Annotated in this window: 26 protein-coding genes, 1 pseudogene and 1 riboswitch; of the genes and pseudogenes, 18 read left to right on the top strand and 9 right to left on the bottom strand. The window is 42.3% G+C overall.

The window, feature by feature from the left end; translation table 11 throughout:
- The first annotated feature begins 4 nt into the window (after nucleotides 1–4).
- On the top strand, nucleotides 5–640 hold the full coding sequence (locus BQ4305_RS04640) for a cupin domain-containing protein (protein ID WP_110926691.1): 636 nt from the start codon (nucleotides 5–7) through the stop codon (nucleotides 638–640).
- A 280-nt stretch (nucleotides 641–920) separates the two neighbouring features.
- Nucleotides 921–1,124 (top strand): hypothetical protein, encoded by a 204-nt coding sequence (locus BQ4305_RS04635; protein ID WP_110926690.1) that lies wholly within the window; start codon nucleotides 921–923, stop codon nucleotides 1,122–1,124.
- Between the two features lie 36 nt (nucleotides 1,125–1,160).
- Here the strand turns inward: BQ4305_RS04635 and BQ4305_RS04630 are convergent, their stop codons facing one another.
- Nucleotides 1,161–1,847 (bottom strand): FHA domain-containing protein, encoded by a 687-nt coding sequence (locus BQ4305_RS04630; protein WP_110926689.1) that lies wholly within the window; start codon nucleotides 1,845–1,847, stop codon nucleotides 1,161–1,163.
- Between the two features lie 178 nt (nucleotides 1,848–2,025).
- Here BQ4305_RS04630 and BQ4305_RS21290 point away from each other — a divergent pair, with 178 nt between their 5' ends.
- The 3 genes from BQ4305_RS21290 to BQ4305_RS21805 all read left to right on the top strand — a co-directional run bounded on the left by BQ4305_RS21290 (nucleotide 2,026) and on the right by BQ4305_RS21805 (nucleotide 3,008).
- On the top strand, nucleotides 2,026–2,187 hold the full coding sequence (locus tag BQ4305_RS21290) for a hypothetical protein (protein ID WP_199880560.1): 162 nt from the start codon (nucleotides 2,026–2,028) through the stop codon (nucleotides 2,185–2,187).
- Between the two features lie 284 nt (nucleotides 2,188–2,471).
- The gene (locus tag BQ4305_RS04625) at nucleotides 2,472–2,663 is read left to right on the top strand and encodes a hypothetical protein (protein ID WP_110926688.1); all 192 of its coding nucleotides are present in this window, start codon (nucleotides 2,472–2,474) and stop codon (nucleotides 2,661–2,663) included.
- Between the two features lie 117 nt (nucleotides 2,664–2,780).
- Entirely contained in the window at nucleotides 2,781–3,008 is a 228-nt protein-coding gene (locus BQ4305_RS21805; protein ID WP_234396873.1) for a DUF3953 domain-containing protein, read from the top strand.
- A gap of 30 nt (nucleotides 3,009–3,038) precedes the next feature.
- Here BQ4305_RS21805 and BQ4305_RS04615 read toward each other — a convergent pair whose 3' ends face one another.
- Together BQ4305_RS04615 and BQ4305_RS04610 are read right to left on the bottom strand one after the other, a co-directional pair.
- On the bottom strand, nucleotides 3,039–3,353 hold the full coding sequence (locus tag BQ4305_RS04615; protein WP_110926687.1) for a DMT family transporter: 315 nt from the start codon (nucleotides 3,351–3,353) through the stop codon (nucleotides 3,039–3,041).
- Nucleotides 3,353–3,694 carry a DMT family transporter gene (locus BQ4305_RS04610; RefSeq protein WP_110926686.1) on the bottom strand — a complete coding sequence of 114 codons (342 nt, stop codon included), beginning with the start codon at nucleotides 3,692–3,694 and terminating at the stop codon, nucleotides 3,353–3,355. The genes BQ4305_RS04615 and BQ4305_RS04610 overlap by 1 nt, the downstream gene beginning before the upstream one ends.
- A 60-nt stretch (nucleotides 3,695–3,754) precedes the next feature.
- A riboswitch (guanidine-I (ykkC/yxkD leader) is annotated at nucleotides 3,755–3,853 on the bottom strand.
- 853 nt (nucleotides 3,854–4,706) lie between these two features.
- Between BQ4305_RS04610 and BQ4305_RS04605 the strand changes: the two genes are divergently transcribed.
- Together BQ4305_RS04605 and BQ4305_RS04595 are read left to right on the top strand one after the other, a co-directional pair.
- A complete protein-coding gene (locus BQ4305_RS04605) occupies nucleotides 4,707–5,225 on the top strand; it encodes an NUDIX hydrolase (protein ID WP_110926685.1) in 519 nt (172 codons plus the stop codon).
- 636 nt (nucleotides 5,226–5,861) lie between these two features.
- The gene (locus BQ4305_RS04595) at nucleotides 5,862–6,347 is read left to right on the top strand and encodes a YjdJ family protein (protein ID WP_110926683.1); all 486 of its coding nucleotides are present in this window, start codon (nucleotides 5,862–5,864) and stop codon (nucleotides 6,345–6,347) included.
- 55 nt (nucleotides 6,348–6,402) lie between these two features.
- On the opposite strand, the gene BQ4305_RS04590 is transcribed toward BQ4305_RS04595, so the two are convergent.
- From BQ4305_RS04590 to BQ4305_RS04580, 3 genes are all read right to left on the bottom strand, one after another.
- The gene (locus BQ4305_RS04590; protein ID WP_110926682.1) at nucleotides 6,403–6,753 is read right to left on the bottom strand and encodes a DUF779 domain-containing protein; all 351 of its coding nucleotides are present in this window, start codon (nucleotides 6,751–6,753) and stop codon (nucleotides 6,403–6,405) included.
- A gap of 8 nt (nucleotides 6,754–6,761) precedes the next feature.
- On the bottom strand, nucleotides 6,762–8,279 hold the full coding sequence (exaC, locus tag BQ4305_RS04585) for an acetaldehyde dehydrogenase ExaC (RefSeq protein WP_110926681.1): 1,518 nt from the start codon (nucleotides 8,277–8,279) through the stop codon (nucleotides 6,762–6,764).
- Nucleotides 8,280–8,497: 218 nt separating this feature from the next.
- Nucleotides 8,498–9,700 (bottom strand): ROK family transcriptional regulator, encoded by a 1,203-nt coding sequence (locus BQ4305_RS04580; protein ID WP_110926864.1) that lies wholly within the window; start codon nucleotides 9,698–9,700, stop codon nucleotides 8,498–8,500.
- An 808-nt stretch (nucleotides 9,701–10,508) separates the two neighbouring features.
- Here BQ4305_RS04580 and BQ4305_RS04570 point away from each other — a divergent pair.
- The 6 genes from BQ4305_RS04570 to BQ4305_RS04545 all read left to right on the top strand — a co-directional run bounded on the left by BQ4305_RS04570 (nucleotide 10,509) and on the right by BQ4305_RS04545 (nucleotide 16,188).
- The gene (locus tag BQ4305_RS04570; protein WP_110926679.1) at nucleotides 10,509–11,276 is read left to right on the top strand and encodes an isochorismatase family protein; all 768 of its coding nucleotides are present in this window, start codon (nucleotides 10,509–10,511) and stop codon (nucleotides 11,274–11,276) included.
- 391 nt (nucleotides 11,277–11,667) lie between these two features.
- A complete protein-coding gene (locus BQ4305_RS04565) occupies nucleotides 11,668–13,173 on the top strand; it encodes a 4-hydroxyphenylacetate 3-hydroxylase N-terminal domain-containing protein (protein WP_110926678.1) in 1,506 nt (501 codons plus the stop codon).
- A 44-nt stretch (nucleotides 13,174–13,217) separates the two neighbouring features.
- The gene (locus tag BQ4305_RS04560; RefSeq protein WP_110926677.1) at nucleotides 13,218–14,015 is read left to right on the top strand and encodes a maleate cis-trans isomerase family protein; all 798 of its coding nucleotides are present in this window, start codon (nucleotides 13,218–13,220) and stop codon (nucleotides 14,013–14,015) included.
- On the top strand, nucleotides 14,008–14,496 hold the full coding sequence (locus tag BQ4305_RS04555) for a flavin reductase family protein (protein ID WP_199880559.1): 489 nt from the start codon (nucleotides 14,008–14,010) through the stop codon (nucleotides 14,494–14,496). Before BQ4305_RS04560 ends, BQ4305_RS04555 begins: the two co-directional genes overlap by 8 nt.
- Before the next feature lie 67 nt (nucleotides 14,497–14,563).
- Nucleotides 14,564–15,232, top strand: a complete 669-nt coding sequence (locus BQ4305_RS04550) for an isochorismatase family protein (protein WP_110926675.1) — start codon at nucleotides 14,564–14,566, stop codon at nucleotides 15,230–15,232.
- Between the two features lie 83 nt (nucleotides 15,233–15,315).
- Nucleotides 15,316–16,188, top strand: a complete 873-nt coding sequence (locus BQ4305_RS04545) for an FAD synthetase family protein (protein ID WP_110926674.1) — start codon at nucleotides 15,316–15,318, stop codon at nucleotides 16,186–16,188.
- Between the two features lie 513 nt (nucleotides 16,189–16,701).
- On the opposite strand, the gene BQ4305_RS04540 is transcribed toward BQ4305_RS04545, so the two are convergent.
- Nucleotides 16,702–16,887 (bottom strand): hypothetical protein, encoded by a 186-nt coding sequence (locus BQ4305_RS04540; protein WP_110926673.1) that lies wholly within the window; start codon nucleotides 16,885–16,887, stop codon nucleotides 16,702–16,704.
- 337 nt (nucleotides 16,888–17,224) lie between these two features.
- Between BQ4305_RS04540 and BQ4305_RS04535 the strand changes: the two genes are divergently transcribed.
- Nucleotides 17,225–18,043, top strand: a complete 819-nt coding sequence (locus tag BQ4305_RS04535; protein WP_110926672.1) for an alpha/beta fold hydrolase — start codon at nucleotides 17,225–17,227, stop codon at nucleotides 18,041–18,043.
- A 20-nt stretch (nucleotides 18,044–18,063) separates the two neighbouring features.
- Nucleotides 18,064–19,107, top strand: a complete 1,044-nt coding sequence (locus BQ4305_RS04530; RefSeq protein WP_110926671.1) for a 2,5-dihydroxypyridine 5,6-dioxygenase NicX family protein — start codon at nucleotides 18,064–18,066, stop codon at nucleotides 19,105–19,107.
- A 22-nt stretch (nucleotides 19,108–19,129) separates the two neighbouring features.
- Here the strand turns inward: BQ4305_RS04530 and BQ4305_RS04525 are convergent.
- Nucleotides 19,130–20,178, bottom strand: a pseudogene (locus BQ4305_RS04525) (IS3 family transposase); the annotation flags it as partial.
- A gap of 266 nt (nucleotides 20,179–20,444) precedes the next feature.
- Here BQ4305_RS04525 and xylA point away from each other — a divergent pair.
- The gene (gene xylA, locus BQ4305_RS04515) at nucleotides 20,445–21,770 is read left to right on the top strand and encodes a xylose isomerase (protein ID WP_110926668.1); all 1,326 of its coding nucleotides are present in this window, start codon (nucleotides 20,445–20,447) and stop codon (nucleotides 21,768–21,770) included.
- 189 nt (nucleotides 21,771–21,959) lie between these two features.
- Here xylA and BQ4305_RS04510 read toward each other — a convergent pair whose 3' ends face one another.
- Complete coding sequence (locus BQ4305_RS04510) at nucleotides 21,960–23,129, bottom strand: YhgE/Pip domain-containing protein (RefSeq protein ID WP_110926863.1); 1,170 nt, start codon at nucleotides 23,127–23,129, stop codon at nucleotides 21,960–21,962.
- 173 nt (nucleotides 23,130–23,302) lie between these two features.
- On the opposite strand from BQ4305_RS04510, the gene BQ4305_RS04505 reads away from it, so the two are divergent.
- Complete coding sequence (locus BQ4305_RS04505) at nucleotides 23,303–23,920, top strand: TetR/AcrR family transcriptional regulator (protein ID WP_110926667.1); 618 nt, start codon at nucleotides 23,303–23,305, stop codon at nucleotides 23,918–23,920.
- Between the two features lie 44 nt (nucleotides 23,921–23,964).
- Nucleotides 23,965–24,288, top strand: coding sequence for a hypothetical protein (locus tag BQ4305_RS04500; RefSeq protein ID WP_110926666.1), 324 nt, complete (start codon nucleotides 23,965–23,967; stop codon nucleotides 24,286–24,288).
- Nucleotides 24,289–24,311 lie beyond the last annotated feature (23 nt).

Genomic DNA, 24,311 nt, shown 5'->3' with positions numbered 1-24,311 from the left:
AGGGATGGCGAAGTCCGGGTTTGTCCCAGATAACAGGAACATTAAGAAATCAAGCGGGACTCCCAATCTTTTTTTTGACTCGAGGGACAGTGTATTTTTTGAAAGAGACCGTGACAATATTGCCTACAAGGTATCTTCGACCCAGATGCCGGCCATGCTCGGCGGTGCTTTTGTGGACCTGTATCTGACGAAGGGACATATTCGGGAGCCGCACTGGCATCCGAATGCCTGGGAGCTGGATGTCATCGTTTCCGGTGAAGCGGCCGTCTCGATTGTCGATCCGGATACGAACCGGCTGCATGAGTACCGGGCGAAAGCCGGCCAGGTCGTCTTCATTCCGATGGCGTGGTGGCATTGGATCCGGCCGGTGTCCGATAAATTGCATCTGCATCTCTTTTTTAACAATGACCAGTTCGAGTCGGCGGAAGGTTCCAGCATGCTCCGGCATACGCCGCCGGAGGTGTTCCAGCTCGCCTATGGCGTGGAGGCTGGAAAAATCGCCGATGCGCTTGCGCCCATTCAGGAACAGGTCGTCATCGGTCCTCCTGAAAAGGCAAAAGGGACACGTCCGGCTCCAAAGCAAGACCGGAAAAGCGACGAGATTTCAGTCACCATTAATCACAAACGGCTCAATGGCTGAGGCATGGGAAACCATGCCGGTTTTTTTTAAGATCCCGCTTTTCCTGTCATTTTCCCTCGAAACATGGACTCTGTTATTCTATTTTGTCATTATTTTCAAACAATTTATGTGATTTTCCTCTTTATTAGTTCTTAATCATCATTTTTTGCTGAATTTTTTCATGTATTATTGAAAAAAAGGGATATAAAAGGGACTTGATACCTCCGTATAAGTTTTGCCAATTCGAAAAGGGTGTTTGCCTGTGCAAAGCGCATCTTCAGAGTGAAGGAGATGAACCGGTATGTCAGATAATCTGCGAAACATGCTTGAAACCTTAAAAACCTTTCATACATGCGATATCACGTTTCGATTCACTCATAACGAGCAGCCGATCATTGTAGGGTATAAAGAAGATTCCTTTCAAATTGTGCACGGCGATGAAATCGAATATAGGAAAGATATTGAATCCGCGATGGAGGCGATTGCGGAAATGGACCAAACGTAAGGCACAAAAAACCCCTTCAAGTGAGAAGGGGGAAGGCTATGCGTTATGCAATTCAACGGCGGCGTACTCCATATAATAGCCTTTATGGGGGACGGAATGAATGGAGAAATGGCCTTTCAGGCGTTTCCGGACCCGGTACAGAAGGGAGGTGATTTCTTCTGCTGAGACGATATGCTGCGGGTCGCCTGTCCTCTCCGGCCAGACATTCAGGATGATTTCTTCCTTAGTGGTCAGGTTTCCAAGTCTTGCGTACAGCAATTGAAAGCAGGTGAATTCTTTGGCCGGCATTTTAATCAGTGTGCCGTGGACGAGAACCGTCTGCAGATGCTCATTGACAGAAATGGTCTGAAGGAGCTGCAGGGTCAGCGACGTAAGGTCGCGCGTCACGTCATCGTCCGCTGTAACGTACAGCCGGACCAGGCCGTTGACCAGTGTAAGGGCGTCTCCCGGCTGAATGGGACAGGGTGTTTCGGGCACGAGCGTAACACCGTTAACGGCGGTTCCGTGTTTGCTGTTCAAATCTTCTATATAAAGCGTTTCGTCTTGGATATACATTCGGCAATGTTCCCTGGAGACGAAGTCATTGTACAGGGCAAGGTCAGCCTGTGAATGACGGCTGGCCCGCCCGATCAGGATGCTTCTTCCTTCAGAGACATAGACAAAGTCATCAAACGGTTCCTTTTGTGCGGTCTGTACTCCAATTTTATAGGCGGTGATGCTCATGTATTCCTAATCTCCTTGCAGCAAAAGTCTGAATAGTAGGACTCTTGTGATGTACTTATCATTTCCATTACATGGCTTCATTGGCAATTCAATTTTATAATTATAAATTATCATAAGCGTGTACGCTATGAAAGTTATGAAGATGAGACAAAAAGCCCATTCAAGGGAGGGATGGTCCGTGAAGAAAGGAATGTTTCTTCTGCTGACCGTATTCATTGTCCTGCTATGGCATGTCCATACGGCATACCGGCCGGCGCCGGAAGAGACGATTGATCAGCTGCCGGGACAGGACTATGAGAAGATGCTTCCATTAATCTCAGAGGGAGAATTGATGAATTAGCACCATGAAAAAGATGTTTTACAGATGATGGAAGAGGAATATATAACCTATGCGGATATTTAACAGGATCCGGAAAAATACTAAGAAGGGAAGTGATTGCAGGGTGAGTAAGTGGAGAGAAAGGATGAGCGGCATCAGCGTCCTGCTCGTGATTTTCAGCAGTATGCTGTGCATTATTTTTCCTCAGCCCCTTACACTCAGTTTATTTTGCCTATTGGGCATTGCCTGTGTTGGCCTGACGGTGCGAAGCTAGCCGGCTGAAATGGAAGCGGAGGGAAGGAACGTTGGAGGAAAGACAGAAGGTTAAAAAGAAAAAGCGGGTGCTGTCCGCCCGGCTGAAGATCATGATTGGCTTCATTTTCGTTTTATTCGTTGTCCTGCTCCTGAGACTTGCCTATATTCAGCTGTATGAAGGGCCGTCCTATGATGAAGAGAAGACGGACATCTCCGCAGCTGTTTCGGAATTTGGCCCCTGAGATGACGAAACGGAATACATAAAAGCTTCCTTGGCACAGGACTGCAGCGGCAGTCTTTTTTTTATGATCAGACACCTCCTTTCTATAAATAGTATAATGATGGAAAAGGAGGCGGGGATGTTGGTTATAGTAAGGACGGTATTCGGTCTCATTGCATCGGCTTTAGCTATTTATGCGTTATTGACGGAATCGTTTGAAGTTCTGCCCATAATGATTCTCTTTTTAGGGGCCATGTTCATGGTGATGGGGATTTCTGAACTGCAGGAAAAAGGAAAGGCAGCCGCTTATCCAATTTTTCTTATCTCCGGGTTCAGCCTGTTTATTTCGATTTATCTTTTTTTCTGAAGCTGAACTATAAGCTGCCTTTAGTTTCTTTTAAGAGACAAGCTTCAACCCTATGGCACCGGCCAGCACCATGACGATAAAGATGACCCTTTTCCAGTCCTTTGATTCCCCGTAAAGCATCATTCCCAATAGGGCGCCGCCTGATGCGCCGATTCCTGTCCAAACGGCATATGCTGTCCCCATGGGAAGGGATTCCATCGCATAGGAAAGAAACAAGAAGCTTCCCCCAAATCCGGCCATGAGTAAAAGGAAAGACAGCCCATTCCGTTCGATATGCCATTTATTGATCATCGCAACGCCGAACATCTCGCATATGCCCGCCGCAATTAAAGTGAGCCAGGCCATTAGGACGCATCCCCTTTCTGTGCTTCCTCATTTGTGACGAATTTCAGTCCGATGACTCCCACTAAGATCAGGAGGACAAAGAACAGTTTGCTTGGTTTCACCGGTTCCCCGAAAAAGAGAATTTCTGAGAGAACGGTTCCCGCTGTCCCCAGTCCGACAAAAACGGCATACACCGTTCCGACGGGCAATTTTCGTCCGGCCATGACCATGACATAGAAGCTGATGAGAATAGCGATCACCGTTCCCGTCCATGTCCAAACATCATGGGCGTGCTTCAGCCCGATGACCCACAGCACTTCAAAAACAGATGCCGCCAATACGGCAATCCAATTTACATTCATAAAGACACCTCCCATTTATTATCAGGCAGCCAAAAAAAGCCCGGGCTGACTGTAAACAGTTCCTCCCAGGCTTTTATCCTTCCGTGACACAGTAAAACTGTGAGTTTTCTCTCGGACCAGACCAGCTTTGACGGCTGCGGAACCCTAGAAAACCTTTTGTATGCAATTACCAACTAGTATAGTGATTTTTAACAAAGAGTCAAGGGGAGGGGGTTTTCTCTTAGGTGATTTTTCATCAGGAATTTTAAGCCATTATTTTCAGAAAAAAGGGATTTTATTACCAATTTGTGTTAAAATGATAGTAATTGAATCACAGAGGACGAGAAGGAAAAGGAGGGACTGCATGATTAAGCAATCTATCAGGATGCCTATCCTTTATTTTATCATGCATCGATCGTACAGTCCGGCGGGGGCAAAGAGATTCGCTGGGGCGAAAATCTGCTCCTCTGTTTGTTTATCTTCTTATTTACACTGCTTATTGAATGGGCGAAGACACCGTATAACTGGAAAAAGGAAAGCGGGAATAAATAGTTTGAGAATTGTTTGAAATTTCAGCAGATAACCAAACGGCTATGATGTATAATTAATATGAATATTTTACTAGAAAGAGGAGATTTTTGGATGGAAGGGGAAGTCTTTCTGCACTTAAGGCCTGCTTTTTATTTAATCCTGGTCTTTATTGTGCTTAATACTCTTTATTTGAAGTTTATGAAAAATACAGCGAACAGCGGGTACTGTTGATTTAAATTAAAGTTCGATAATTTATAAAAAAGATTGATAATTTCTAATAAAGTTTGATTAAAAGTCCTGTATGATATGCAGGATTTTTTGTTTCGCAATCGGGCCATTTTATTGGATAACATTCTTTTTTGAAATGTTACCAAACGACGCTTTGGGAACTTTTATCTACTTTATTTCAAATCGTTAAATATTTTTTGCAAAGTTCATAATAATAATTTTATTTATAGTATACTGGGATTCTGTTACAAACATATACATAAGGAGCTTAGCAATGGAAAAGTGGGATTTATATGATAAGCATCGTAATAAAATAGAGAAACAAATAACTCGTGGAGATGAAATGACACCAGACGAGTTTCATTTAGTAGTACACGTATGTATATTTAATTCAAAAGGTGAGATGCTCATTCAGCAGCGTCAGCCCTTTAAGCAAGGATGGCCGAACCTTTGGGATATCACTTGTGGTGGTAGTGCGGTTGCAGGCGATACAAGTCAACAGGCTGCTTCAAGAGAGTTATTCGAGGAGTTGGGGATTCATTATAACTTTGAAAAAATACGTCCACAATTTACTATTAACTTTGAACGTGGCTTTGATGATTATTATTTAATAGAATATGACTTTGATTTGAATGAATTGAGGTTACAGACTGAAGAGGTACAAGCAGCCAAATGGGCTTCTAAAGAGGAAATCTTAAAGCTAATCGAACTAAAAAAATTTATACCTTATTATGAGAGTATAATTGCGTTTCTTTTTGATGGTCGACACCATTATGGCTCTATTCGTCTTTAAATGAAACGTGCAAGGAATCAAACATATTCATTCAATAAAACGTTCCCAAATGCAAGTTTGGGTACACACCTAAAAGCTATAAACGTGTTATATCAGTATTTGTGGCATTCTTAGGGTTGCATATATAGACAATTTATTAACACTTTAAATCTGTGTTTTTTAATCGGTCCCTCAACTTTAAAGGGGCTTTAATTGAATAACGATCTTCAATAATCGGGCGCGATTGTAGAGCAACACCGGTAGAAAATGATCAAACTTTTTTATAAAATCGAGACTTATAATTGCTAGATAAGAATCCATTTTGATCAATCTTTTTTTCAAAATGGATTCTTTGTATTTAACGTAAAATACGGGTTTGTGAGGTGTTTTTGTTCAAACTTTGTTTCAAAGCAACAGGTACATCATTCTTAATTCTTTTTTCTTGATTGTGCTTGCTTTTACGCTTTTGTTTCAAGAGGGAATCATCGTGGATGAGCTTAATTTGGGGGGCGATTCCATTTCTTTCACGGTAACGGCGATTGCCGCTGTGATTTTCTTTTTGGGTTCTGTGATCCTGACCATCAAACAAAAAGATTCATTTTGAATCTCTCATGCTGTACAGTTTAACTAAGAATAGTAAAAAAGGAAGGAGTTATTATGTTTGGATTTTGGCTTCAAATTGCGCTGGCCCTTGGCTTGTTTTTGTTTGCCAGCGCCTGTGCTTTATATGAGGGAAGTGCCATTGTGAATAATCCATGGGAATGGAAGTATTCGACCCCCTTTTCAGAATGGCTGTATGGGAGCGTATCCAGCAGCCATGACCATATCTCGCAGCTGGACTATTTCATTTATGCCTTTAAATTCCAGCCAACCTATCCAATTCTTATGGTATTGAGCGGATTATATGCGGTCCTTCTAATTGGGTACCGGCTGTCCAAGCGGCGGACTAAATGGTTTTCCTATTATTTGCTGTTGCTCAGTGCAGGCTTGTTGGGATGCAGTTTACTGATTTCGGGTTCCCCTACATTCGGCGGCCATGTCTTTTTCTTTATTTGGACAGTGAGCGGTCTGCTGTGCATGTCAGCAGCTTTTCTTCTCCAATCATCGGTCTTCAGCCGCTTCAAAGGAAAAATCATCAAGTAGATACAAAAAAAGCTGTCCCCGGCCGGGATTTTCCGGTTTCGGGACAGCTTTTGTTTTATCGTTCTCCGCGTTCTTCCTCGGTGAATACCCGCGAGCGGATCAAAAAGTGGCGGTCCTCCACGCTGTCGAGCGAGAATTCAGGGCCGCGTCCGTCGGCAGCATCCAGGATGAGCTGGGTATGTTTCCAATAGTCGTATTGGCTGCGGTGCATATAGAAGGGGATTTCCCCAACGGTCCCGAGCTTAAGATCGGAATCGCCAAGACGGAAATCCTCCGTTCTGTAGCACATCGGCGCCGAGCCGTCGCAGCAGCCGCCGGATTGATAGAACAGAATGGATCCGTGGGTCTTTTTCATCCGTTCAATCAATTCGAGCGCTTCGTCTGTAGCCAGAACCCGTTCCATCATGATCCGGCTCAGAAGAATCCTTGCGGGTTTTTGTCATAGCTGACAAGCAGACATTTCGTTTGCTGATAATGCTCGAGCATCATCGCATGGTTTTCACGGCCGATGCCGGACATTTTGTATCCGCCGAATGCCGCTCCTGCCGGATACTGGTGGTACGTATTGGTCCAGACACGCCCGGCCTGGATGCCGCGTCCGGCACGGTAGGCAAGGTCGCCGCTGCGTGACCAGACCCCTGCGCCTAAGCCGTAAAGAGTGTCATTGGCGATGTCCATTGCTTCATCAAAGTCTTTGAATGTTGTCACCGCAAGGACAGGCCCGAAGATTTCTTCTTGGAAAATCCTCATTTTATTATGTCCTTTGAAGACGGTCGGCTTAATGTAGTTGCCGTTTTCCAGGCCGTCGATCGTGTTGGCTTCGCCGCCGATCAAACATTCTGCGCCTTCTTCTTTGCCGAGCTGGATGTAGGACAGGATTTTGTCCTTTTGCTCATTGGAAGCCTGGGCACCCATCATCACTTCTGTATCAAGCGGATTTCCAATTTTAATCGCTTTGACGCGTTCCAGGGCGCGTTCCATGAATTTGTCGTAGATGGATTCCTGGATTAGGGCGCGGGAAGGGCAGGTACAGACTTCGCCGGAGTTCAGGGCGAACATCACAAGGCCTTCAATGGCTTTATCCAAGAAGGAATCGTCTTTGTCCATGACATCTTCGAAGAAGACGTTAGGAGACTTTCCGCCAAGCTCCAATGTCACCGGAATGATGTTTTCCGTTGCATACTGCATGATTTGACGGCCGACAGCAGTTGAACCGGTGAAGGCAATTTTCGCAATGCGTTTATTCGTCGCAAGCGGCTTGCCGACTTCCACCCCAAAGCCGTTGACAACGTTCAAAACGCCGGCAGGAAGCAGGTCCTGGATTAACTCAATCACGACCATAATGGAAGCTGGAGTCTGTTCAGCCGGTTTCAGCACGATGCAGTTGCCTGCAGCAAGGGCCGGAGCGATTTTCCAGACAGCCATCAGGATTGGGAAGTTCCAAGGAATGATCTGTCCGACCACGCCGAGCGGCTCATGGAAGTGGTAAGCGACGGTATCGTGATCCAGCTGGGTCGTGCGTCCTTCCTGGGCGCGGATGGTGCTGGCAAAATAACGGAAGTGGTCAATTGCTAACGGAATATCGGCATTCAGCGTCTCGCGGACGGCCTTTCCGTTATCCCAAGTTTCTGCAACCGCAATCATTTCAAGATTCTCTTCAAGACGGTCTGCAATTCTATTTAATAGAAGGGCGCGCTCTGCTGCGGAAGTTTTTCCCCACGCTTCCTTTGCAGCATGGGCGGCATCTAAAGCAAGCTCGATATCTTCAGCAGAAGACCGTGCCGCTTTTGTGAAGACTTCGCCCGTTACTGGTGATTTATTATCAAAGTATTGGCCGTTAACAGGTGCAACCCATTTTCCGCCGATAAAGTTATCGTATTTTTCCTTAAAGTGGATTAAGGCACCTTCAGTGTTTGGATTCGCATAAATCATTGTTGTTTCTCCCCTTTTATCCGAATTGAAAGCAGAACTTGCATGATTGCGCTTACATTGTTGCTGTCAGCGAAATTCAAGCAAGTTAGGTTTCTATCTCTATCATGTTCCTAATTGCTGAAAAATGCAAGAAAATCTTTGCGAGATTGAGAGAATGATGGCAGCCTCTGTCGAAGCATAAAAAAGACTGCGCATACTTTAGCGCAGTCTGGAAGAAATCAATTAGACAGCATTTCGATGCTCTGGGTATCCTGGCTGAAAAAATGCTGAATGGAAAAGGCGGCCACGCCAAGAGCTGCGGAATGGGTGGACAGCTCGGAAAAACCGATATCCAGGTTTTCGTATGGCGACCACTGTGTCTGGTTTTCCAGCCGTTTTTTCATAGGATCGGCGAGCCACTTCCCGGCGGAGGCCATTCGGTTCCCGATGATGACCTGCTCGGGATCGAAGATATGGATAATATTATGTATGCCGGCTCCTAAATAGCCGCCAATTTCTTCAAACAAAAGAATGGCATCCGCGTTTCCGGCTTCGGCAAGCGCGGTTAAGCTCTCCAGGGAAAGAGGCTCATTTGGGGAAGAAGGGATGCCCCGGCGTTCTGCCTTCTCCAGCAGCGCTTTTTCAGAGGCGTACAGTTCCCAGCAGCCGACATTGCCGCATCGGCATTGGGCTCCGTGAATGTCGATTGTCATATGGCCCATTTCTCCGGACAGGCCGTTGTTTCCTCTATATAACTGGCCGTTCAGCAGGATGCCGACGCCAATCCCGATGCCGACACTGACATAAATGATATGCTGGGCATTCTGTCCCGCCCCAAACCGTTTCTCTCCGTAAGCCCCGGCATTTGCCTCATTTTCTACCGTGACAGGCAGCTGATATTTCTCTTCCATCCTCGCCTGCAAATCGACGTTTTTCCACCCGAGGTTCGGTGCCAAGAGGACTTTGCCGTCTTTGCTGACCGTTCCGGGCACCCCGATGCCGATGCCGACCACTCCATATGGGCTGGGCGGGGCGGATGCCATCAGATGATCGATGATGCCGCTGAGTTTGTTCTCGATTTCTTCGAAGGACAAGGGAGGGAACTGGATTGTTTTTTCACAGACAATATTCCCTTGGAGATCGGTCAGGACTCCGAGCAGATAATTGACGCCAAGGTCGATGCCGATGGAAAAGCCGGCCGCCTGATTAAACAGCAGCATGACCGGTCTGCGGCCGCCGCTTGATTCGCCGGGACCGGATTCAGTGATGAACTGTTCTTCCAATAATTCACCGACAAGGGAAGAGACGGTGCCTTTATTCAGGCCGGTCACATTGGCAATTTCCGCTCTCGAGATCGGGGACTTGCTTTTAATCGTTTCTAACACTAAGGATTTATTGCCTTCTTTCACCACGTGCTGGTTCCATGTTTTATTCACTCTGATTCTCACCTTCAACTTATACGTATTTTTCCAAAGTCACGGAGACGTGTTTTTCTGAATAAAGCCATTATAAACTTTGTTCGGCGGATAAACAAACCTTGTTTTTGCTGGGATGAATAACAGGAAAAAATCGAATTCAAATTGTATTGCTTAGGATGGAAACGGAAGGTCGAGAATCTTGTCTTTATGGCTTTATTCCCAGACAATAGAAAATACAAGTATAAAAAGATATCTTTTTTTAGGTACAGAGAGACATGATAGAAAAGGCGCATAATCCAAACTTGTGATTCGCTATTCTCAATATCATGGAGGATGTGTATTTGAAAACGCTATACATTTTATACAGTGGAGGATAAACTGAGAGTACTTGAATATATGGATTTACAAGAGAGGTCTCTGCGCGATTGATACGATTTTTAATATTCTGCACTTTCTACCTAACATGTTGGTAAAACAATATGAAGCGAGAGGAGAAAAAGGGACCTGCATCCATAAAAAGGATAACAAAAACTGTCATGGACAACTTTTTCGGTTATTTCTGAATGGCTTTAAGAAAATCGGCAATATGGAGCATTTCAATAAGAACTACGAAGAATATCTCCATTATTACAACCGCATCGATTAAAGGCAAAATTAAAATGGATGAACTAGGTTTTAAGATTTCCTAACTGCTTAATAAAATGTCCAACTTTTGGTTTACCTCATAAAGGAGATAAAAAAGCCTTATAATAAATGGTAAGTTTAAGATGGGTGGATAACTTTAGTGATTTTTTGTATATTTATATTGAATTCTGTGAAAAGAGGAATAAATATGTATGAGAATCTTTTAAATATATCAGATGCTGCAAAGTTACTGGGGGTTTCTCCCAGCACATTACGGCGGTTAGAGAAGAATGGAAATATTGAAGAGTATGGGTTAAAGGTTATATATACTCCTGGAGGTCAAAGAAGGTATATTCAAGATGATATACAGCAGCTTTACTCCAACCAAGGGTTTTCTGAACAAATAGGATTTGGAAAAAAACCTGCTGTTTTAATTCGTGATTTAACTATAGCCTTTACTGATCCGCCTTCCCAATTATCTATTAAACTCGAAAATCAAATTTCTGCTACACAACAACTTATAGAAGAGGCTCTTTTACACAAAATACCGATTATCTTTAGTATCACCATATATAAATCAGAAAATTTAGTATCTAGATTATGGAGTGGGAAATTTCCGTTACTTCAGATTTTAGACCGTGAAAGTACGTGGGTTAACATTCATCCTGAATTAAGTGAATATCCGTATGATATGATCAATCATTCAGTATATATTACAAGCTTATATGACAATCAGGTAGATGATTTTTTGAAAAAACATGGAATTGATACAATAATATTGGCTGGTGCTACAACAAGTGGAAGTATAAGAGCAACTGCGGTTGAAGCCCTTCAAAAAGGTTACAGAGTGATTATCCCTAAAGAGGCTGTAGGTGATCGCAACAAAACTCTACAAACTTCGACGTTATTAGACTTAAACGCAAGATACGCAGATGTAATGACCCTGGATAAAGTTCTAAAAGGTATGAAGCCATAATTATTAAAAGGAAATTTATCGAAAACCTATGGAGAGACCCAAGGAAGCACACCCCCTAAATCATATTTAAACAATATGATTTTTAGGAGAGTGTGTTTTTTCATGAGGATAAACAGTTCATTTAGAAATAAGGATGAGCAAACACAGACAAACCTTACTGCTCTATATTAGCCATAATCGACTTATCAGGTCAGTTCAATTAGTTTATGTTTTTTTGTGAAATAAATTAATATTCAGAATATTGACACTGTTTTAAGGATAGGATAAAATAAATTTATGAAAGCTTTGATAAGTTTAGTGAAAGGAGGTAGCTTTTAAATAACTATATAGGTTTGATAACTCTATTTAATGAGTGGAAAGGGATACTCAAATATATTAAGGGGGAGAAAAAATGGAAAATACTCAGGTCATATCAAAGTATTTGAAAACAGGTGAGATGTATAAGGAAAGTCTTCGGGATGAACGAACCGTTTACTATAAGGGAGAATTAATCCCAGATGTAACATCTCATCCGGCTACTAGCGGTGGTATTAATATTATGGCTAAGATCTTTGATGCGCAGCATAGCCCGGAAACTCAAGATAAACTTACTTATATCAACCCAGACCTGGGGGAGAGAGTAAGCAAAGCCTGGATGGTTCCAAGAACAAAGGAAGATCTTAAGAGCCGACGAGAAGTAACCGACTATATTGCACAGGAAACCTTCGGGGTGTTTGGCCGGCCTTTCGATTTGGCGCCGCTTGTGCCTGTAGGCATGGCAGCTCATCTTTCCCAATTCCGCAATAAAAGACCTGAATATGCAGACAATGTTCTTCATTATATCGACTATGCACAGAAAAATAATTTGATGGGACCTGAAGTATTGGTCGATCCTCAAAATGACCGTTCCAAAGCCGCCGCAGCAGGTGCCCGCCTGTTCGATGAAGAATTAGGAAACAAAATCAAAGGGGGAGATTCTACTCCTGCCCTGTTGAGGGTAGTGAAAGAGACAGAAGAAGGAATCTATATTAGCGGAGCGAAGGCGGTAGGTTCTATTTCTGCCCAAGGCAATGAAATGATCCTTTCTAACTTAATGCGCCCGGGTTTGTTAGCTGAAGAATCACTCTGGCTCTCTGTTCCAATCAATGCACCGGGCGTCCACATAGTCTGCCGCGAAACAGTCTCTACAGATCCTTCCCTTTCTTTTGATCATCCCGTTAAATCACGCGGAGAAGAAATGGATTCCTTTTTGATCTTTGATAATGTCTTTGTAGAAAAATGGAGAATTTTCAATTATGGAGTTCCAGAACTTAATGAATTGTATGGAGGCGTTGTATTAGGAGCTCACTGGCATGTACTCTCCCGTTTAGCCACCAAGGCTGAAATGTATGCCGGGGCAGCTCAACTTATAGTAGATACACTGGGAACAGGAAAAATCCCGGGAGTTCGTTCCATTGTATCCGAGGTCATCCAATATGCTCAAACGTTAAGAGCATATGTATTAGCTTCTGAAGAGTTAGCAAAACCGACTCAAGATGAAGTCATGTGGCCGGATGTCAATATGCTTACTGCCGGACGTCTCTATGGAATCACGCATTATCCTCAAATTATCCATCACCTCCAAGAATTATGCGGACAAGGCCTCGTTATGAGATTCTCCGAAAAAGACTATGATCACCCTTTTATTGGCGGAAAGTTAGAAGAGCTTCTATTTGGCCGGGAAATGACATCGAAGCAGAAGAACTTATTGATGAATTTTATTTGGGATATCACCACTGATTCCCATGCGGGACGCATCGGTCTATTCGAGAATGTGAATGCCCTGCCAGCACCATTACTCCGCGAGCGTCTGTACCATGAATACGACAGAGCCCCGTTTATGAACCATATTCGCAAATCGATTGGACTTCCTTTGTAGTTATGAACGGTCTTTAAGTAAGATTTATCCAGGAGGCGTGAAATTTGAAAAAAAACTATCGAATAGGACTCGTTGTACCTAGTTCAAATACCACAATGGAAACAGAGATACCGGCTATGCTTCGTAAGAAAGAACAAGTCGATCCAGAATTATCGTTTACATTTCATTCAAGCAGGATGCGAATGAAAAATGTTACAAAAGAGGAATTGAAAGCGATGGATATAGAAAGTGATCGCTGTGCGGTAGAACTTTCAGATGCCAGATGCGATGTTCTTGCCTATGCATGTCTTGTTGCTATTATGTGCCAAGGGCCTGGGTATCATATGAAATCAGAGCAACGCCTATTCAGAGCGACTAAACAAAACGGGGCACCAACTCCAGTTATCAGCAGCGCAGGTGCTCTTGTAGAGGGAATTAAAACATTAGGAGCAAAAAGAATCGCAATGATTACACCTTATATGAAGCCGCTAACGAATCAAGTCATTGACTATATAGAGGCTAGTGATATACAAGTGACAGATTCTATTAGCTTGGAAATCGCGGATAATTTGGAAGTTGGACGTCAAGATCCTATGCGTTTGGTCGAGATTGCTAAAAATTTAGATGTTAGCCAAGCCGATGCTGTTGTATTATCTGCTTGCGTTCAGATGCCCTCATTAGAAGCTATTCAGCAGGTTGAAAATGAAATAGGGAAACCGGTGCTTTCAGCTGCTGGCGCAACAGTTTATAACATTCTTAAAGCGCTTAACTTAAACCCTTATGTACCTAATGCAGGGAAATTATTGTCAGGAGATATGGTGTCCAAAGAAGTTCCTGGTCAGGAGGGGAATTATAATGAATGAAGTCAAAGATAGATTCCTTGAATCGATGGGCCGGCTGGCTACCGGTGTAACAATTGTAATGACAGAGATAGAAGGGCGGCCTTGGGGATTAACCGTAAGTGCATGCTGTTCAATATCCATGGAGCCTCCTCTTATTTTAGTAAGCCTGGCAACTAAAGCGGCCAGCACTCAAGCCATTGTTCATAATAATCGTTTTAGCGTAAGTGTACTGGCAGAGGACCAAGCTGAAGTAGCAATATCAGGCTCTAGAGCAGGGGTACCAAAGTTTTTTGAGGATTTTGCAGAAAGCAAAGATAACATTCATTATGAAGTCAAAAATGCATTAGCAAATATTCATTGTAAAGTTGAAAATATAGTGGTGGCGGGTGATCATACTATTTTTATTGGGCTGGTTGAACATGTAGAACTAGGTGAATCGAAATCTCCACTACTGCACTTTAATAGACAGTTTGGTGAGTTTAGTACTGGTGTAAAGAGCTAAAAAACAAATGAGCGGCTTCCAAGATTGGCTGTACTCCAATCTTGGAAGTTAAGGGGGAGTTATAGTAGTGCAAGGTAAAGCTGATGAGGTTTTCTTTGAAGAAAGAGGATTTGGAAAATTATTAGGGTTCGGCCAGAAACCAGGTTTGATAGTAGTAGATATGATCCAAGGGTTCACAGATCCGAGCATGCCTATGGGTTCTGATTTAACATTTCAAATTGAAAAGGTAAATAAGGTTTTGAAAACTATGCATGCCATGGACCTTCCGGTATTCTTTACCACTATTTCTTATGATGATGACACATTTGCTGATTCAGGAATATGGTACAAAAAAATGGAGGGATTAAAAACATTAAAGGCTGGTACAGATGCTGTTGATCTCGATCCTCGATTAGATTTTCGATTGGGTGACGGCCTGCTTATTAAGAAATATGCCTCTGCTTTTTTTGGAACAGATTTAATAGCACGCCTCAATGCAAATAATATTGATACTGTCATAATAGTTGGATGTACTACATGTGGCTGTGTGCGTGCTACAGCTGTAGACGCCTTGCAATATGGATACAGGCCGATTGTAGTTGAAGATGCTGTAGGTGATCGTTCAGCGGCATCTCATGAACAAAGTCTATTTGATCTACGCCAAAAATATGCGGATGTATTAAAAACGGATGAAGTAATCAAAACTGTTTCGAATAAATATTTTTCATGTTCATTAAAAACGTTAATAAATGAATAACTCTATGAATGATAAAAGAGACTAGATGTCAGCCTGGGGGGAACATGAGAATGAAACGAATGGAATAGGTGGGGTGATTATATTTGAAGTATTATAAGGATTTATTCAACCCGGCATTAAGCGAATTGGAGCATGGTTCATATATAACGATCGGTACTTTTGATGGTGTTCATAAAGGCCACCAAGAATTGATTTCAAATGTTGTAAGAGATGGCAAAGAAAATAACTGTACAACTATTGTAATTACATTTGACCCGTTGCCGAAAACATTTTTCGGTAACGGGGATACAGAGTCTTTCCGTTTAACAAGTCCGTATACGAGGGCTGAGCGAATAGGAGCAAACGGAATTGACATTCTGATTGAATATACCTTTGATCAACGTTTTTCAAAAATCAGTGCAGATGAATTTATTAATGAAATACTTGTTGGCCTAAACCCAAAAAAAATATTTATTGGGGAAGACTTTAGATTTGGATTTAAGGGATCAGGCAATTCCGCGGTTTTAAAACAGGCAGGTCAGATATTGGGATTTGAGACAAAAATAGTAGAATTCATCGAAGAAGGGAAAGAGCGTATCTCGAGTACCAGGGTGCGTCATGCCATTAAAGACGGCAATCTTCAGCTGGCGACAGATCTTATGGGAAAACAACATGAAATCAGTGGAAAGATTGTTCAGACAGTGAATGAATGTATTGTATCCTTTATACCAAATTATGACGTTATTCTGCCGCCTGCAGGGGAATATTCAGTCGAAATTGCACATTATAATGATAAACTTTCTGCTAATGCTGTCATTTCGAAATCAATAGATCTTATCGTATCAAAGCCCATGATTTATCGTTTTTCTCATGTTTATGTTATTTTAAGGTTTTTACAGCTAAGGTCAATTATAAAAAATAAAGAAACTAAATTAAAAACATATAAGAATCATCTCACTGCTAGATCAATGATTTGAAGTCCTTAACCTATGAAATACTACAAAAATGCACTCCTCACTCTCCTATATTAACTTCGGGATGATTACTTATGTAAATTTAAAAAAACTTGAAAACTGCTCTTTTTTCTTAATACAAACGATTGCACCCAATAAGAATTATTCATAAAAAATGCAGCACACTTGTTTGGAAGCCGGCTTATTTTTTTGATCTCCATTTATCAATCCCACCTTCACTTCTATTGGGTCGACAATATTCAGAAAATTGACGTAATTGTGAAATTGAAGTAAAATAAATATATGGAAACTTTGGTAAGTTTGGTTTTTATTGTAGGTTTTTGATAAAATTGAAACTATGCTAACTTTGCTATGTGAGCAGTGAAATTTAACTAATATGTTCGAAAGGAGGGAAAAAGAATGGGAAATAATTTGGGAATATCAAAGAATTTGAATACAGGGGAGATGGTTCTTGGAATGAAGGAAGATTTTAAGAGCCGCCGCAGCAGATGCCCGCCTGTTCGTAGAGAATAGAAATCAAATCAAGGGAATTTCCGCTTTTGTCCCGCGCCGAGACTGCGGAATATTATGGCTTTCTGTTCCAAACCATGTACTTGGAGCCGCACTGTCTTCGGAGAAACAGTTTCTATATCCCAATCTTTCTTTGATTACGGCGTCTATATCAAGAATCAGAGTCTCTCCCCCTTCATGAACCATATACAAACATCGATTGATCTTCCTCTAGATTAAATATTTTCATGGAACTTGGAGCTCCTATCAAGCGTTTCATCCAACTTTTTAATAAAGTCCACATCTTTCTGCTAAGTTAATAACTATAATGCGAACCAATCAGATCGAAATTTAAAAAGTTTTAGATTTTCCACTTCGTTACATCATGTTCAAATGGGATGGAAGATGCGGATATGTTCTTTATGCAAATGATTCTAATAGGCCTGGTGTAAATACACAAAGATGAGAATGTAATGATTTAAGAAATTATGATGGGGTCTTGATGATTGTTTGAATTTTTGAGGGTTTTTGTTGGAAGGAGTAAACAGGAATGAATCAAGAGCATACTTTTGAGGACTTATTTGTAAAGGGAATAAATGCAAGAATCCATCTTATTACTAAGGGGGATAAAGGCGGTATCCCAGTTATCTTCTTACATGGGATCACCAGTTATAGTTATTCCTTTGTAAAAATCTTAAATATGATGCCGGAAAATTACTATACATTGTCGATGGATATAAGAGGAAGGGGGCTTTCCGATTCTCCTAAACAAGGTTATTTATTAAGAGATTATACCGAAGATCTGTTGAATGTAGTCAATGCATTAGCAGAGAATGCCGTGTCCCCAATTTTGGTCGGGCACTCCATGGGAGCTAGAATTGCTGCTGCTTTTGGCAGCCAATATCCTTCTCTTGTATCCGGTATGGTATTAATTGATCCTCCGATTAACGGTCCCGGTCAGAGAGAGGTATATCCTAATCCGCTCTCCATGTTTTTAAAACAAAAGGAAGCGGTTGATCAGAGAGAAATGGAATTATTCCGAAGTTTTTTCCCTACTTTCACTGAAGAACAGGTAGCTGAAAGAGCTGAAGAGTATCGTAATAACAGTCCGGAAGCGATAATTGAATCTTACATGTCATTGTTAAGAGAGCCTTTTCAAGTATATATGAAAATGCTAACTGTACCATCCATGCTATTAGCTGCCGAACATGGAGATACCATCCGTGAAAGTGAACTGCAGGTGCTGAAAACAATAAACCCCTCAATGGAAGTGAAAAGAGTAAAAGGAGTCGGGCACATGGTGTATAAAGATGCCCCTGAACAGACAGCTGATTATATTATGTCCTTTATTGAAAAACAAAAAAATTAATATAGAAGGGTTGTTTATAAATGACTATTGAATTCGATGAAATGGTTGCTCTTTTTAAAAAAGAACTTGAATTATGTCAGTTAAATCCATCTGAAACCATGGCTGTATTAACCTCGGGTGAACTTAGAGAGGATTATGCAAAAGCATTTTTAACAGCTGCTTCCCAAATTGGGGCGAATGCTTTTGAACTGAAACTGCCGCCAGCTAAAAAAGGGAGTGCAGGATCGTTTGGTGTCACTCCTTTAACGGATAATCGAGTCGCTGTGGAATGTTTAAAAAAGGCGGATTTAGTCATTGACCTAGTACTTCTCTTATTTTCAAAAGAACAGCTTGAACTTCAAGAAGCAGGAGTAAGAATATTATTAGTGGTGGAACCTTTTGATGTGATTAAAAGAATGTTTCCAAAAGAAAGCGATAAAGAGAGGGTGCTATATGCTACCAATCTGTTAAAAAATGCAAAAGAACTGAGAGTGACCAATAAAGCAGGAACAGATGTCACTTATCAGTTAGGGCAATATCCAATCCTTACTGAGTATGGATTTGCTGATGAACGAGGAAGATGGGATCACTTGCCCAGCTGTTTTTCTGCAGCGACTTCCAACGATGGCGGAGTCGATGGGATTGTTGTTATGGACAGAGGGGATATTTTCTTCCCTTTTAACCGGTATTTACAAGACCCGATACAATTAACCATAAAAGATGGTTATGTCACAAACATAGAAGGTGGGTTTGATGCTATGCTAATGAAGGATTATATAGAGAGCTTTAATGATCCTCAAGCATATGCAATATCCCACATTGGCTGGGGACTGAATGAAAGGGCACAATGGTATAGTTTGGCGTTTGACGATCAAGTATTTGGTATGGATGGGCGTGCATTCTATGGAAATGTCTTATTCTCCTTAGGACCGAATTCTGAATTAGGCGGATCCAACGATACCCCTTGCCATCTTGATTTACCAATGAAGAATTGTACTTTATACCTTGATGGTAAGTTAATTGTAAAAGATGGGGATATTGTAATTGACGAGATGAAACCTGTACAAAAGCAGCGGGTGATCTGACCCAAAAAGTTAGACAAATAAATTAAACAGCTTCTAAGATCTGGATCCGGTATTGTACTGGACTCAGATCTTTTAATTTTGCCTTCATACGTTCATGGTTGTAGTAATGAATATAATCGTCTAATTCTTTTTCGAAGTGTGAAATATTTTCAAATTCTTGTAGATAAAGCAATCTAGACTTTAATAAACCAAAGAAATTCTCCATAACTGCGTTATCTAAGCAATTTCCCTCACGGGACATACTTTGGGTAATACCATGTTTCTGTAATGTTCTTCGATATCTCTTCATTTGATAATGCCAGCCTTGATCTGAATGGAGGATGACCCGGTCTTCTAGTTTTAAACGTTTAACTGCTTGATCCAGCATGTTATCTACCAGTTGATAGACGGGGCGTTCCATTACTTTATAGGCGATGATTTCTCCATTGCATAAATCAAGAATAGGAGATAAATAGCGATTCTCTCCAAATAAATGAAATTCTATTACATCTGTCACCCATTTTTGATTCATTTTTTCCGCCTTAAAGTCCCGCTGAATAATGTTTGGAGCAATACGCCCAACGTTTCCTTTGTATGAACGATACTTTTTCAAACGGACAAGGCATTTTAACCCCATTTCATTCATAAGGCGATTGATGGTCTTGGGATCATGAGCAAATCCGAGTTTCTTTAATTCTTTGGTGATACGGCGATATCAATATCGCCCTTTATGTGCCTGATAGATGGATTGTATCGCTGTCTTTACTGTAGAGTATTTATCTTCCTTGTTTAAACGTTTTTCCCAATAATAATAGGTACTATGTGGAATATCAGCGACTTTGATAAGGGATACCACATCATAGATTGCCTTTAGTTCATGAATTACTTGCGCTTTGATTTTGGACGTAATTCTTCCTGCATTTGAACTAAGGCATTTAACTTTTTTAAATAGGCGTTCTCCATTTCCAGCTGTTTAATCCGTTTTTCAAGCGCTTCAGTTGAACCTTCGGTTTTCTTTTCCCTTTTTGATCCTTTCATGGATATCTGCCCCTTCTTCTTAGGAATAAGGGCATCAAATCCACCAGCTCTAAATAACTATGTTTTCCCTCAAGGTAAAGACGAGCAATGAAAATTTTTTCTTCCGGCGTAAAATTAGCGGCAGTTCACTTTTTTTATTTTTAAATCTAGCGTTAGACGTACCATATGTCTTTTAAATCGCATGACTAAAAGAATATAAAAATATTAATTTTAAAAAAACTTAGTTTATTCATTGTACAAACTAAGTAGACTTGTTATAATGATTTTTGTAAGCAGTTACATTTCGAAAATTTCAGAACAGAATTTTAGGAGGTAATACGATGGCTTATTTCAATAATATTCAGCAGATAAAATATGAGGGTGCGGCTTCAACAAACCCGAATGCATTTAAATTTTATAATCCAGCAGAAAAAATCGGCGATAAAACGATGGAAGAGTACCTTCGTTTCGGTGTTGCCTACTGGCATACATTCGTCGCTGACGGAACGGATCCTTTCGGTGCAGGCACAATGGTCCGCCCTTGGGATAAATTCACGGGAATGGATCAGGCAAAAGCCCGCGTAGAGGCTGCCTTTGAATTCTTTGAAAAATTGAATGTTCCGTTTTTCTGTTTCCATGATGTCGATATCGCACCTGAAGGAGACACACTGAGAGAAACCTATCAAAACCTTGATACCATTGTGGCAATGATTAAGGACTATATGAAAGACAGCAAGACAAAACTGCTTTGGAATACCGTGAACAACTTCACGAATCCGCGTTTCGTTCACGGTGCAGCCACCTCCAACAACGCAGACATCTTTGCCTATTCCGCTGCGAAAGTGAAGAAAGGCCTGGAAGTCGGTAAGGAACTCGGCGCAGAAAACTATGTATTCTGGGGCGGCCGTGAAGGCTATGAAACCCTTTTGAATACAGATATGAAGCTTGAGATGGACAATCTTGGCCGTTTCATGCATATGGCTGTGGATTATGCGAAGGAAATCAATTTCGATGCGCAATTCCTGATCGAGCCAAAACCAAAAGAGCCGACTACCCATCAATATGATTTCGATGTGGCGACAGGCTATGCGTTCTTGCAAAATTACGGTCTTCAGGATCACTTCAAATTCAATATTGAAGCGAACCATGCCACACTTGCGGGCCATACATTCGAACACGAGCTTCGCTATGCGCGTGTGAACGGCATGCTTGGTTCGGTGGATGCCAACCAAGGGGATCCGCTGATCGGATGGGATACAGATGAATTTCCGACAGACTTGTATGCTACGACTCTGGCTATGTATGAAATCATCAAAAACGGAGGTCTTGGCCGCGGCGGCCTGAACTTCGACGCGAAAGTGCGCCGCGGATCATTTGAAACGGATGATTTGTTCCATGCGCATATCGCCGGAATGGACAGCTTTGCCATCGGTCTGAAGGTTGCCAATAAGCTTATTGAGGACCAAGTATTCGAAAATATCCTGGATGACCGCTACAGCAGCTACAAAGAAGGAATCGGCCTGGATATCGTAGAAGGAAAAACAGATTTTCATAAATTAGAAGATTATGCGCTCGGCTTAACTAACATCGAAAATAAATCCGGACGCCTGGAAAAAATCAAAGCAACCGTCAACCAGTATTTATTAAGAACTTTTGCAGGAGAATAAGAACCAAAAAACATCATGGGCATTTGTCCATGATGTTTTTTGGTTAGTGTGGGTAAGGGCGCTGGCTGATTTCTGCTCCAGGCTAGAGCCTCACCCGCGGAAATCAATCCCTGAAACGGAAATCCGTAAAGATAAGCACAAAAAACAAACTTCTCTGGGAGAAATTTGTTTTTTTGCTTTTTCTTGTTTTTACAGGGTATCTTGAGCAATGGTTTCTGTTTCAGGCTTCTTCTTGAATAAAGAAAGGGCCAGGACGATGACGCCTCCGATGGCGACGCAGGTCAAAACGGCGGTCGGATGATTCCAGTTCCATTCCTTGCTGAAGAAGAACAGATCACGCAGACCGTCTGTCATAAAGCGCATTGGCAGCCAAGAAAAGATCCAGTCCTGATAGAAGACCGGCATAAATTCCGGAGCCATGGCCAGAAGCGGGCCGCCAAAGAACAGCAGCAAGATGAAGATCGGCATTCCGGCCAGCCCGATCCATGAAAGGACCGCTAAAATCATCAGGATAAAGGTGAAGCAGGCAAGAGCTAAGAAGAGTGCTGTATCTGTAAACGCCGGAATATCGAAGCCAAGCATGCTGCCGGCAAGCCACGCAAGGCCGAAACCGACAAGGATGGCAGCAGCTGCAGCGGTCAGTACCTGTACGGCAAGGATCGTTGCTTTATTATGCCGTTTTTTCTTCATGGCATTCCATAGGATCAGGGCCGCGGAGATGCTTCCCATCCAAAGCGGCTGAAACAGGGAAGCGGGGGCATTGCCCTGTGTGCCTGTTTCATGGACATTGTGGATTTCTTTGCTGATCGGCGAAGCAATCAAAGCCGCCTGATCAGCCGTCAGCACAGCGTTTTGCTTTTTCAGTCCTTCGACAAGGTGGGCGCTCGCCTTTTCATTGATGGCATCCGCGGCGCCATTCAAAATCTGTGTAACAGCATTGGCGGCAATCTGGTTCATTCCTTGATTCACATACGCCTGGATGACAGGCGCAGAAGGATTGGGTGTTTGAAGGGATGCCTGTTTTTGGCTGAAATCCTTTGGAATCACAATTGCGCCAAAGTATTGTTGATTGTCCATCCCGTCCATCGCCTTCTCTGCGCTTGAGACGCTGATCCATTTTACGGCAGGGTCTTCATTTCCTTCGGTTTTCTTGGTTGAAGCTTCCAGGTTTGCTGCAATGGTTTCGCCCATGTTGGCATGGCCTTGATTCGGGATTTCCACTCCGGTGTCTTCGTTGACAAGCGCAATCGGCAGATTTTTCGGCCCTTGCTTAGCGGACGGAATCTGGGTCAGTGACAATAGGGACATGACAAGTATGGCGATAATGGGTGCCAGAAGCAGCCATTTGTTTTTCAATATTTTCATGCAGTGACCTCCAATATTTTAATAGACACATAGTTGATAAATGCCCATGCTGTAAATTATAATCTGGATGATAAGAAATACAATGAACAATCTATTCATGGGTGATTAATACTCAACACCATGCCGTGAACTGTTCAATAATTTATAAAAAATTGGAGGACAAACCGGTGCCAGAGTCAAAAACGGACAGAAGGATCCTCAAAACGAAAAAAGGGATCAGGGATGCGCTGACGAAATTAATGGAGGAAAAAGGGTTTGAAGCGATTACGGTGAAGGATTTGACCGAAAAAGCAGATATCAACCGCGGCACCTTCTATTTGCACTATCAGGATAAATACGATCTGCTCGAGCAAAGTGAAGCAGACGTGCTGGCCCAGCTCAGTCAGATTGGCAAAGCTGCTTCCAGCGTCGATCTGGAAGACTTCCGCAGGTACGTCATCCACAATATCCCTTTGCCCTTTGTCATTACTTTATTTGAGTGCATCCAGGAAAATGCCCCATTCATGAAAGCTGCACTGGGGCCGAAGGGAGACCCGTCCTTCCAGGCCAAAATAAAAGAGATGATTAAGAGGCACCTTGTGGAGAACATTTTGCGAAAGCTGGAAAAAAGAGAAGCGGGTGTCCCGGTTGATTTATTTTCCGCCTATATCACCTCTGCCCATCTCGGGGTCATCCAGCAATGGCTGGCAGGGGGCATGACGCAGGAGCCGAAGGAGATGGCCTTGATTTTATTGAGCATGACCTTCAAGGGTCCGGCGGCGGCAATTGGCCTTGCTTCCTTCTAAAACGGCCGCAGAGAACTATTTTAGGGAAAGAGGGAGGGAACAGAATGAGGAAAAAATTATGGATGGCTTTAGCCGTTTTTATTCTCTTGATTGGCATTCCATTTGCTTATGTTCAATATAAACTGAGAAGCGCTCAAAAAAGCGTGACGGAGTATTTGCAGACTGCAGAGCCTCAAAAAGATATTATTTATAATGAAGCCTTTATCGCGAATTTAAGAGGAAATGCCAACTGGATGGTAGCGATTAAATGTAAAAACGATGATCGAACCTATTATTATTTCAAAGATCATCAGGCTATTGTTTTAGAATCATATACAGAGGATGGGGAGGAAGAGGTGCTGTATAAGGTCATGAATAAACAGCATTGAAAACAAACGGGCGGGCTGCGATG

The sequence above is a fragment of the Bacillus massiliglaciei genome (assembly GCF_900098925.1).
In the GTDB taxonomy this organism is placed as follows: Bacteria; Bacillota; Bacilli; order Bacillales; family DSM-1321; genus Peribacillus; species Peribacillus massiliglaciei.
This window is presented reverse-complemented; position numbering and strand designations above follow the sequence as displayed.

Coding starts and splice junctions, on each gene's coding strand:
- BQ4305_RS04640 (WP_110926691.1), top strand. CDS start 5: ATGGCGAAGTCCGGGTTTGTCCCAGATAACAGGAACATTAAGAAATCA.
- BQ4305_RS04635 (WP_110926690.1), top strand. CDS start 921: ATGTCAGATAATCTGCGAAACATGCTTGAAACCTTAAAAACCTTTCAT.
- BQ4305_RS04630 (WP_110926689.1), bottom strand. CDS start 1,847: ATGAGCATCACCGCCTATAAAATTGGAGTACAGACCGCACAAAAGGAA.
- BQ4305_RS21805 (WP_234396873.1), top strand. CDS start 2,781: ATGTTGGTTATAGTAAGGACGGTATTCGGTCTCATTGCATCGGCTTTA.
- BQ4305_RS04615 (WP_110926687.1), bottom strand. CDS start 3,353: ATGGCCTGGCTCACTTTAATTGCGGCGGGCATATGCGAGATGTTCGGC.
- BQ4305_RS04610 (WP_110926686.1), bottom strand. CDS start 3,694: ATGAATGTAAATTGGATTGCCGTATTGGCGGCATCTGTTTTTGAAGTG.
- BQ4305_RS04605 (WP_110926685.1), top strand. CDS start 4,707: ATGGAAAAGTGGGATTTATATGATAAGCATCGTAATAAAATAGAGAAA.
- BQ4305_RS04595 (WP_110926683.1), top strand. CDS start 5,862: ATGTTTGGATTTTGGCTTCAAATTGCGCTGGCCCTTGGCTTGTTTTTG.
- BQ4305_RS04590 (WP_110926682.1), bottom strand. CDS start 6,753: ATGATGGAACGGGTTCTGGCTACAGACGAAGCGCTCGAATTGATTGAA.
- exaC (WP_110926681.1), bottom strand. CDS start 8,279: ATGATTTATGCGAATCCAAACACTGAAGGTGCCTTAATCCACTTTAAG.
- BQ4305_RS04570 (WP_110926679.1), top strand. CDS start 10,509: ATGTATGAGAATCTTTTAAATATATCAGATGCTGCAAAGTTACTGGGG.
- BQ4305_RS04565 (WP_110926678.1), top strand. CDS start 11,668: ATGGAAAATACTCAGGTCATATCAAAGTATTTGAAAACAGGTGAGATG.
- BQ4305_RS04555 (WP_199880559.1), top strand. CDS start 14,008: ATGAATGAAGTCAAAGATAGATTCCTTGAATCGATGGGCCGGCTGGCT.
- BQ4305_RS04535 (WP_110926672.1), top strand. CDS start 17,225: ATGAATCAAGAGCATACTTTTGAGGACTTATTTGTAAAGGGAATAAAT.
- BQ4305_RS04530 (WP_110926671.1), top strand. CDS start 18,064: ATGACTATTGAATTCGATGAAATGGTTGCTCTTTTTAAAAAAGAACTT.
- xylA (WP_110926668.1), top strand. CDS start 20,445: ATGGCTTATTTCAATAATATTCAGCAGATAAAATATGAGGGTGCGGCT.
- BQ4305_RS04500 (WP_110926666.1), top strand. CDS start 23,965: ATGAGGAAAAAATTATGGATGGCTTTAGCCGTTTTTATTCTCTTGATT.